Here is a 9,780-nt window from a genome sequence, read left to right as displayed (position 1 = left end):
CTTGGATTTTGTCCTCAAGACGCCTTCTTGAAGACTCTTCTTGGATTTCCTTCTTGGATTTTGTCCTCAAGGCGACTTCTTGAAGACACTTTTTGGATTTTCTTCTTGGATTTTGTCCTCAAGACGCCTTCTTGAAGACACTTTTTAGATTTTTTTCTTGGCTTTTGTCCACAATACGCCTTCTTGAAGACTCTTCTTGGATTTTCTTCTTAGATTTTGTCCTTAATACGTCTTCTTGAAGACACTTCTTAAACCTTCTACTTTCATTTCCCCCTTAAAATTTGCTCTTTTAAGCCTTCAAGTTTCCTAACGAACTCGCAGTTTAACAACATTTTGAATAACAGGAGATATGAGATAGCCAATCCAGACACCAAGTACATTTAAGATTAAATCATCAATATCCATACTTCCGCGTTTGGTGAAATGCTGTAAAATTTCAATGAGAGTGATGCAGGCTGCTGAAATTAAAATTAAATTCCACCTAGAGAGGCCCCGAAAGAACATTAGAGCCACTACACCAAAAGGTACGAATAGAAGGATATTCGCAGTTAGATTATAAAAAGCAACAAGAAAATTTCCTTCGTCTAAAAGAAAACCTCCTATTGTTTTAAAAGGTATGTAATTAATTTGACTATAGTCCTGAGAGGCAGGACGGAAAAATAATAATATCAGTAAACCCACGGTATATACCGTTATTGTTATTTTTAAAAGAATTTTAGAAATTTGAATGATCCCTTTGCCCGCATAATAAACGACAAACAGAACAAAGATTGTCAGGCACATCCAAATTACACCAAGAACAGCCGGGTGAAGATAAGATAAAAGCCTGAACCAAACAGGCAGTAAACACACATATAGCACCTGTGAAATTCCAAGAGATATCCATAATAATTTTTTATTCATTTTTTTAAAATCCATATTATGTATTCTCCTCCTAAGTCGATTAATAATTATTTTACTAAAAACTTAAAGTTCTGAACAAAAAAAATTGAACCCAGCCAAAAAGCTAGGTTCACTCTAGTTATAGGGTCGTTTTTTATATGATAGTAAAAAACGGCAGGATAATAATAGTTAAACAAAGAAAAAAAACAGCCATGGCACCAAATTTCTGCTTGTCCTTCCATAAGGTAACGCCAAAACCAAAGGTATAAGCGGTAATGACAAAGAGAACAATGAATGTCCATAACATACTATTCCCCCACCTTTACAGGTTTTCTTGCTTGCTTTCCATAATCAATAATCTCCACATCCGGTTTGACAATGATATCTGCTTTTAAAAACGATTTCCCCCAATTGAATTTTTCATATTGCTGATTTGTTAGAAAATAGGGGCGGGCATAAAGCGATAAAGGATATGGTACACCCTTTAATTCCGTTTGAGATTTTCTAAATAATTTTTCATTCATTTCTTTGAAATAACTAACAAATCTTCTTTTTAAAATTTGCCTGTTTTTTTCTGAAGAATAGCTAACCATGGATGGGTTAGTCATAATTTCTACTTTTAAGGGAATGGTAATAGTTATTTGGGGCTTGCTTCCTTTTAAGCTCATCTTTACCTTATTATTCTCCCTTTTCATAATTCTTACGGCAAATTTCCTTTTTTTGTCTAAGAAAGGATTAGGGATATCAATCAATATATCTTTGATATTAGTTGTATCGTCAAGGATATTAACAATTCGGGTTTCCTGGCCAGTAAGTTTATCAATCATTACACCATTTTTAAAAACTGCCGATCCAATAAATTGTGTATTATCCAATTCTCCGCTTGCATTCACTTCGCCTGCAGTGTATTCGTCCTCACTTCTAATCTTGGGGTTCTTAACCTTTTTAGCAGTGGTATACATCGCTAAATAAAGATCTGCCCCTCGCTCTAGAGTTTTAAAATAACGGAATAATGTAGAATCCGGAATCAAGCCATTTTCAATTCCATGGTCGACCATATACTGAAAGTACTTATGGGGTCTAGTTTCCATTTTTGGTTTATTTTCCACAAAAAAGTCGCTTGGTTTTTCCTTAGAAACTGCTAAATAAGTATTCATACGGATTTCTTTATCTTTTTGAGTATCATATATCATACTGACAAACCTTTTTTCTTTTGCATATGCTTCAGAGACAATAATAATTTTTAGAAATTCGTAACTAATATCTCGAGAGATAATGGCATTAGCTGTCCCCTTGGCAGCAATAATATCATTGACATCAAATGAAATGACTTCTCGGGGCTTTTCATTTGAACCTCCGCCTCCCTGCATGCTTCCAACTTCTGGATTAGCAAGGAGCATGGTTACTTTAATTTTCCCTTTAATTTGGGACTTATCAATTCCCAGTCCAATAACATAGGACCGATCTTCCAGTTCCTCACGATCCCAACAGCCCGTTAAAAGGGAAACCATAACTAGAAATAACAGACTTTTACATACTATTTCTATTTTTTGCATGTTTAAATTCCCCTTTTAACAGTGCGACTAACCAAAGCATGAGTGAAATGGTTATTATCACAGGTCCAACTGAATTATATACCACCGTTTTAATATGAGAGACCACCCCTGCGGATTCCGGTATACTACCAATTAATACATATATGGCAGCTAAAGCTGGAAATAAGTATTCAAAATCTTTAATTTTGAAAATGTGGCCAAACATAAGCCCATTAAAATACAAAAACATGGTAAAACGTATAAATGCTAACATCAGCCAGATGACAAAAAAAATTATTTCTACATTTGGAAGGTAGCTGCCGAGAGAGATGTAACGAATAAGTGTATGGAAAGGGTAACCAATGTTACCTAAAGAGTTATCAAACATACAGATATAAACCACCAGGATCAAACTAAGTTGAATGGTGATATATACAAAAGTAATCCATGTACCATTTAGAAAATCTTTTCCAGACCTCACGTGAGGGATAATCGTTGTAAACAGAAAAAAATCAACGAAAAGAGACAGTCCCATTACACTTCCTTTTGCTATTTTTAATGGACCTGGTCCTAAAATCGGAAACATGGATCTAAGGGTACTATCCCTGTTACTTAATAATAAGGCAATGTACAATAAGATGACCGCATAGAAAACAACTAAATAAGAAACAGAACCAATCTGCTGAATTCCTTTTTTAGCACCATAAGCACAGATGGTCATTAATAAGGCATAGATCACTAGGGCTGGTGTAGTTGGGAAGTAAAACGTACGAATTATATTCGTATAGACTCTTGAATCGAACGAAATGCCTATAGAGCTAATTAGAAAAATAAGAAGACAAATGAAAAAACCAATATATTTTCCAAATAGGATACGAATAACAGAAAATAAATCCTTACTTTGATACAACGAAAGTGTTTTTAACAATAAAAGGTACGGAAAAAATAAGATACCTGCCGAAACAATTGGAATCATCCATGAAGCATTTTGTACTTGTTTATAAAACATTGCCGGGGTATCCTCTGTTCCCTTTGCCATAACCATTAAGAGAGCAATGGATACATATTCGCGAATACTAAGTTTTCTAGGTTGCTGCTCCATAAATTTTATCCCTTTCTTTGTCTCACCATATCCTTCGGCTTTAAATAACCAGGGCGAAACCTTTCTTTAAACGGAACATGCCGGATAATTAAATCCTTAGATGAGAAGTGTCGTGGTGTCATTGGTGCAAAGTAAGGAGTGCCAAAAGATTCTAATGAAGCCAGATAAAACAATCCTAAAATATACAAAGAAGTTGCCCCATAAATCCCCATTGCCCCCGCCACAAAAATAAATAAAAAACGGCTGATTCGAATAGCAAAGTTGAGGCTGGTATCACTGATAATAAATGAGCTTAGTCCGCTTAAGGCTATAACAATGATAACAATTGGACTAATTACGTTTGCTTGAACAGCTGCTTGACCTAAAATTAACGCGCCCACTATTCCGATTGTGGGTCCGATAGGAGAAGGAACACGTAATCCCGCCTCACGAATCAGTTCAAAGGCAGTTTCCATCATTAAGATTTCAATAATCGAGGGAAATGGTACCCTTTCTCTCGTCCCAGCGATTGCCATTAATAAATCTGGAGGAATCATTCCTACATGGTAATTGGTAATCGCAATATAAAAGGCAGATGAAAATACAGCAACAAACATCGCCATTAACCGTAGAATCCGAATGAAATTCCCATAGGGCGCCCGCAGGTAATGATCCTCTGGGGAATGGATCATTGCCCAAAAGGTGGCCGGCAAGACCAAACAACTTGGTGAATTAGACATTAATAAAATAATATGGCCTTCTTCGATAAAAGAGGCCGCACGGTCGGGACGCTCTGTATACAATAGTGTAGGAAAAAGGGATCTCGGCCGTTCTTCTAGATATTGTTCTAAAATGCTTAGATCAAGGATCTTATCTGTATTAAGTGCTGCTAATTTATCCTTTATCGTTCTACGCAGTTCGTCGTTTGCTAGATCTTTCTGATATACAAGAAAGACATCATTTCTTGATCGCTTCGAAACAACTTGTGATTCCACAATCAGATTTTCATTTTTTATCTTTTTTCGGATAAGAGCGATATTATCAATAACCTTTTCATTAAAGGACTCTTTGGCCCCTTTAACAATTACCTCATTATCTGATTTTTCTATTCCCCGTCCGCGCGTTTTAGTGGTTTCAAATAAATAACAAAGCTGGTCACCATCAATAAAAAGGGCAGTAATCCCTCCTGTAACAAACTCTGTAATTTCTCCAATATTGGTCGCTGTTTTTTGAATAGGATACGAGGCTATATCCTGTATATCTCTTGCAGTCTGTTCACTATTAAGTAATTTTTCAACGATCCCTTCCTGTATATTTTGGATATCCACCATTGTACTGAAATATATAATAAAGGCTCGGCGGTTTAAGGCGCGGACGGTAAACTCACGGATCTTAACATCTGTATTTGTTGGAAAACTAAATATGGATTTAAAAACCTCCAAATTGTGCTCATACTTCCTGCTTATATCCTGGCTTTTTAAATCAATTTCCTTTTGATTCGATTTTTCTTTAAACTGTGGTTCAGGATTGAGTATTTTTAGAAGCAAGTTTAGAGTCGTTTTCTTCATCATGAACCACCTCCAATTTTTAAATAGTTTTCCAACTTTAGGTGTCATTATGTATGAAAGGAAAGGTTTGGATTGATTGAATATAGCAGGATTTTTCTATAGGATAAGAAAAGTGGAAACTTTTAAGAAAAGAGGAATTTAAGAATGAATTTACTATGGGATTTTGATGGTACTCTTTTTGATACATACCCGGCACTGGTGGAGGGATTCATAAGGCTAAGCCAAAGGGACTTGGATCGCACTGAAGTATTAAGCTGGCTAAAGAAAGATTCAAAAACTGCCTTTATGCATTACGGGATCTCTGAAGACCTGCGTGGTGAATATCAGCGATTATATAATATGTACTCTGTAAAAAGCCTGCCTTTTGATCACGTTGAAAAGGTATTAGCGGCAGTCGATCAAAATGTTATTGTTACTCATCGTGATAAGGAATCAACCTTGATGCTGCTTGAAAAATTCGATTTATTAAAGTACTTCCAAGACGTGGTTTCTGTTGAAGAACAAGGGTTTACTAGGAAACCGCATACGGCTTCCTATGAATATGTTCTTAAGTCTCGCCACATCGATTTGGTTGTGGGAGACCGGGATTTAGATTTAATTCCAGCACGCGGATTAAATATTACTACCGTGGCCTTCCAAAATCCAAATATTACAGCAGACTTTCATATTGATCATTATGCAGATTTCATCCCAATGGTTCTAAATAAGTTATAGAAGGTTCATTAAGTTTCTGGTAAAATCATGTAAAAACCTTGGGGAGAGATACACATGATTACCTACCCACATTTGCGTTTGGATGAAGGAGTTTTAATTGGTGTAACAGCCCCATCCTCTGGTGTGCCAAACGAATTACATGAAGTATTAAAGGCGGCTTTACGCCGGATGGAGCAAAGAGGCTTCCAGGTAACCAGCGGTGATACGGCTTGGACACAATCTAAGGCAAAATCAGCCCCTGCATTAATCCGAGCAGCCGAAATTCATAGGATGATGAGGGATAATGAAATTGATTTGATTATCCCCCCATGGGGCGGTGAGTTGTTTTTGGAAACTCTCGAACATATAGACTTTGATAATATGAAAAAGAAGTGGGTTCTAGGCTACTCGGATATTAGTGGGTTGTTGCTGTCAATAACATTAAAGACAGGAATGGCAACTGCCCATGGGACTAATTTGGTTGATTTAAGAGGGGAATTCTCAGACGAAACAACCGCTATGTGGCAGACTATTCTGTCGACTCCAACAGGAGGTTCCGTTCTTCAGCATTCTTCCGAACGATATCAAAAGGAATGGAACCATGCTGCTCCCTCTCCATGTGTATTTCACTTAACGGAACCGACGAATTGGAAGACTGTTTCCGAACAGCCGGTTTCTCTTCAGGGGCGTTTACTAGGCGGTTGTATCGATATTATCCGCCATTTAATCGGGACCCCTTACGGTGATGTTGCAGGATTCCGTAAAAAACATCTTAACAGTGAGCCTTTGATTTGGTATTTAGAGAATTGTGAAATGAATACGGCTGATTTAAGGCGTTCCTTAGTGCAGATGCGATTAGCCGGTTGGTTTGATGATTGTTCAGGTATTATGTTTGGCCGCAGCTCTGTGAATACCCCTGTTGAAGGTTATACAGTTGAGGATGTATATATGGATCTAGCGGACGACCTTGGAATACCGATTGTTTATGATATTGATTGCGGCCATGTTCCTCCGCAAATTACCTTTGTTAACGGGGCACATGCAGAGGTGACGGTCGAGAATGGGAAAGGATCGATACTGCAGGAGTTTCGTCCATAACTTACTGCTCAAATGGGAAGACCTGACCGTGGAACTCTTCGTTTCTCAACAAGTATAAATCTCATTCCGAAGGAACAAACTATCCCCAACTACATGTCTTGGGAGAAAAGTGATGTCCGTTTTTTTAGAAATCATCATTCGAACCATTACAGCTTTTATCATATTGTGGCTCTTTTTACATATCCTCGGAAAACAAACAATTTTTCAAAAGGCCTACCATCTATTTATCGCTACAATTACCATGGGTACGATTGCAGGAAATCTAGCTTTTAATTATAAACTTGGATTCCTATACTTTATTCTTTCCTTCGTGATTATGGGTACCGTTATTTTCACCTTAAATATCCTCTCTGTCAAAAGCCGGCGTTTTCGAGAAAAAATTGCGGGAAGACCTACTACCCTTATTAAAGAAGGAAAAATCATGGAAGAAACGTTACAAAAGATTGGTTTTACAATCGATATGCTGAAACAGGCCTTACGCGAAAAAGATGTCTTTAACATTGAGGAAGTCGATTGGGCGATTTTAGAAGTGAATGGTTCCATATCCGTTTTAAAAAAAGCCGAATACCAAAGTATCACAAGAAAGGATTTAAATCTAAACTCTTCATCTCATCGGATTCCAGTAGAATTGATTATGGAAGGGAAGCTTTTATCCGACAACCTGTCCAACTCCCCCTACAATGAAGCCTGGCTCCAAGCAGAACTGCAGAAAAGAAACACCCAAGTGCCCGACATCTCCTACGCCGTCGTAGGGACACAAGGAAACTTGTATATTGATTTCTATCAAGACAAACAGCAGCAATCAACATAGGATTACTGCTGTTTTTTTCTTTGAACTTGAGTATTTAACAATCCTTTCCCTGCCATATCACCTTTCTGCCCAAAAACTAGCTCTCTAGATTTTGTTAAAAATCCTTCGAAAAACTGTTGTGAAAATATGTATTTTATGATTCGATAAAAATATGACTAGGGGGGTTAGACATGAGAGGAAAAATGAGACTGATCACGACCATGCTCATCTTTGGGAGTATTGGGGTTTTTGTAAAAAAAATGAACATGTCTTCAAGTGAAATTGCATTTCTACGAGGAGTAATCGGGAGCCTGTTTCTCCTTGTTGCTAGTCTTCTTGTTAAGCATAAGCCATCGTTCAAGGCATTAAAAGAAAACGCATTGCTGCTCTTATTATCTGGAGGAGCAATCGGGCTTAATTGGATTTTTTTATTTGAATCCTATCGATACACAACCATATCAAATGCTACTATTAGTTACTATTTTGCACCTATTTTTGTAATGATTCTGGCACCATGGGTACTGAAAGAAAAACTAACGGGCGTGAAGGTTGGCTGCATTGTTGCCGCTATGGTCGGCTTATTTTTAATAGTGAATCCTGGAGGTGATGGGCAAAATCACACCTTAGGTATTTTCTATGGGCTGTTAGCAGCAGCACTATACGCGAGCGTCATTTTAATGAACAAATTTATTAAAAATTTATCTGGATTTGAAACGACGTTAGTCCAATTAATAGCGGCTGCCATTGTACTGTTACCCTATATTGGATGGCAGGGTACACTTACATTTGCCGGTCTAAATTCGACCTCCATTATCTTTATCCTGATTCTTGGTATTATACATACAGGTCTTGCCTATTTTTTATATTTTACATCCATACAAGAATTAAAGGGCTCTACGATTGCGGTCCTAAGCTATATTGATCCAATTTCCGCAGTTATTATCGCTGCCATATTCTTAGGCGAAAGCATGACCTTCGTTCAAATGATTGGCGGCATTCTTATACTCGGCTCGACGTTTTTAAGTGAAAGACTAGAAATGAAAATCAAGACTCCCACTCCTACTTCCTAGTGGGAGTTTTTTTCTTCTAAAGAATCCATTTAACGTTTGTTCCATTCCTCAATCCCTTATACACCAACCTTTCCACCTTTTCGACTATTCAATTTTTCACAGTTTAAAAGACCTGTTCATAATTCTGTAAAAACATTTCGAACAAACTTTGAACTTATCCCTATTGCCATGTTTTTAACGTAAAAAAGGAATATAGTAGAAGCATAAAGAACAAACAAAAATGAAAGAAGGAATCATTTATGTTTAACAAATTTTTAAGAGAGAATAAAGCTGCCTCAGTTATTTTAACTGTTTTACGTTTATATCTTGGTTACTCTTGGATTACAGTTGGGATTGGAAAATTATCCAGCGGTGGCTTTGATGCTTCTGGATTCTTAAAAGGGGCAATCGCAAATCCCGTTAAAGGCCCGGACGGTGCAGTCGTTTTTGGCTGGTACGTGGACTTCTTAAAACATTTTGCATTACCAAACGTGGATATATTTAACGTCATCGTTCCTTGGGGTGAAACATTAATTGGTTTAGGCTTAATCCTTGGATGCTTAACAACAACTGCCATGTTCTTTGGCCTAGTCATGAATTTCTCTTTCTTCTTAGCAGGAACTGTATCTCACAACCCAAGAGACATCTTCTTAGGATTTATCATCTTAACTGCAGGCTACAATGCTGGTAAAATTGGTTTAGACCGCTGGGTTGTTCCTTTCTTAAGGAAAATGGGCAGCAAAAATACTGGAACTGAAAAATCTAAAGCGGCTGTTTAAGACAGAACACAACAAAAAAGACGATTCGGATTCCCGAACCGTCTTTTTATTTGCCTTCGATACAAAAAGAAAACCCTTTCAATCATTAATGTTATCTTAATAAACAATTAATACGTCTATAACAATTAAGACACAGTTTGTTAATATTAATGCTTTAAACTGTATATTAGTGGGGATAGCATGTGTGGCTATCATGGTATTTGGCGTAGGTGGAGCCGATACTAAGGGGACGGGAATTGAATAGATATTAAGTAAGTTATTATTCATTATCCCAATTTTGGCCAATTTGATTTTTTTAACTTTGA

The 9,780-nt window shown here is 37.1% G+C and carries 10 protein-coding genes; 5 read left to right on the top strand and 5 right to left on the bottom strand.

All coding sequences use genetic code 11. The features are described from left to right. Positions 1–306: 306 nt before the first annotated feature. The 5 genes from CVD27_RS14020 to CVD27_RS14005 form a co-directional block, all read right to left on the bottom strand. Complete coding sequence (locus CVD27_RS14020; protein WP_257984360.1) at positions 307–918, bottom strand: VanZ family protein; 612 nt, start codon at positions 916–918, stop codon at positions 307–309. 118 nt (positions 919–1,036) lie between these two features. Further along, positions 1,037–1,189, bottom strand: coding sequence for a hypothetical protein (locus CVD27_RS28150; protein ID WP_180960280.1), 153 nt, complete (start codon positions 1,187–1,189; stop codon positions 1,037–1,039). A 1-nt stretch (position 1,190) separates the two neighbouring features. Further along, complete coding sequence (locus CVD27_RS14015; protein ID WP_101648527.1) at positions 1,191–2,438, bottom strand: Ger(x)C family spore germination protein; 1,248 nt, start codon at positions 2,436–2,438, stop codon at positions 1,191–1,193. Beyond that, on the bottom strand, positions 2,413–3,519 hold the full coding sequence (locus CVD27_RS14010) for a GerAB/ArcD/ProY family transporter (RefSeq protein ID WP_101648526.1): 1,107 nt from the start codon (positions 3,517–3,519) through the stop codon (positions 2,413–2,415). The genes CVD27_RS14015 and CVD27_RS14010 overlap by 26 nt, the downstream gene beginning before the upstream one ends. A gap of 5 nt (positions 3,520–3,524) precedes the next feature. Continuing rightward, a complete protein-coding gene (locus CVD27_RS14005; protein ID WP_101648533.1) occupies positions 3,525–5,066 on the bottom strand; it encodes a spore germination protein in 1,542 nt (513 codons plus the stop codon). A gap of 144 nt (positions 5,067–5,210) precedes the next feature. Between CVD27_RS14005 and CVD27_RS14000 the strand changes: the two genes are divergently transcribed. The 5 genes from CVD27_RS14000 (at position 5,211) to CVD27_RS13980 (ending at position 9,475) form a co-directional block, all read left to right on the top strand. After that, positions 5,211–5,780 (top strand): HAD hydrolase-like protein, encoded by a 570-nt coding sequence (locus CVD27_RS14000; RefSeq protein ID WP_101648525.1) that lies wholly within the window; start codon positions 5,211–5,213, stop codon positions 5,778–5,780. 54 nt (positions 5,781–5,834) lie between these two features. After that, a complete protein-coding gene (locus CVD27_RS13995; protein WP_101648524.1) occupies positions 5,835–6,857 on the top strand; it encodes a S66 family peptidase in 1,023 nt (340 codons plus the stop codon). A gap of 112 nt (positions 6,858–6,969) precedes the next feature. Further along, positions 6,970–7,668, top strand: coding sequence for a DUF421 domain-containing protein (locus CVD27_RS13990; RefSeq protein WP_101648523.1), 699 nt, complete (start codon positions 6,970–6,972; stop codon positions 7,666–7,668). A gap of 170 nt (positions 7,669–7,838) precedes the next feature. Next, positions 7,839–8,717 carry a DMT family transporter gene (locus tag CVD27_RS13985; protein ID WP_101648522.1) on the top strand — a complete coding sequence of 293 codons (879 nt, stop codon included), beginning with the start codon at positions 7,839–7,841 and terminating at the stop codon, positions 8,715–8,717. Positions 8,718–8,956: 239 nt separating this feature from the next. Continuing rightward, positions 8,957–9,475: a DoxX family membrane protein gene (locus CVD27_RS13980; RefSeq protein WP_101648521.1), complete on the top strand. Its 519-nt coding sequence runs from the start codon at positions 8,957–8,959 to the stop codon at positions 9,473–9,475. The last annotated feature ends 305 nt before the right edge of the window (positions 9,476–9,780 follow it).

The organism is Neobacillus cucumis, from assembly GCF_002860255.1.
GTDB lineage: Bacteria > Bacillota > Bacilli > Bacillales > Cytobacillaceae > Neobacillus > Neobacillus cucumis_A.
Note: the sequence above shows the minus strand (reverse complement) of the source record. Positions and strands in the feature narration are given on the sequence as shown.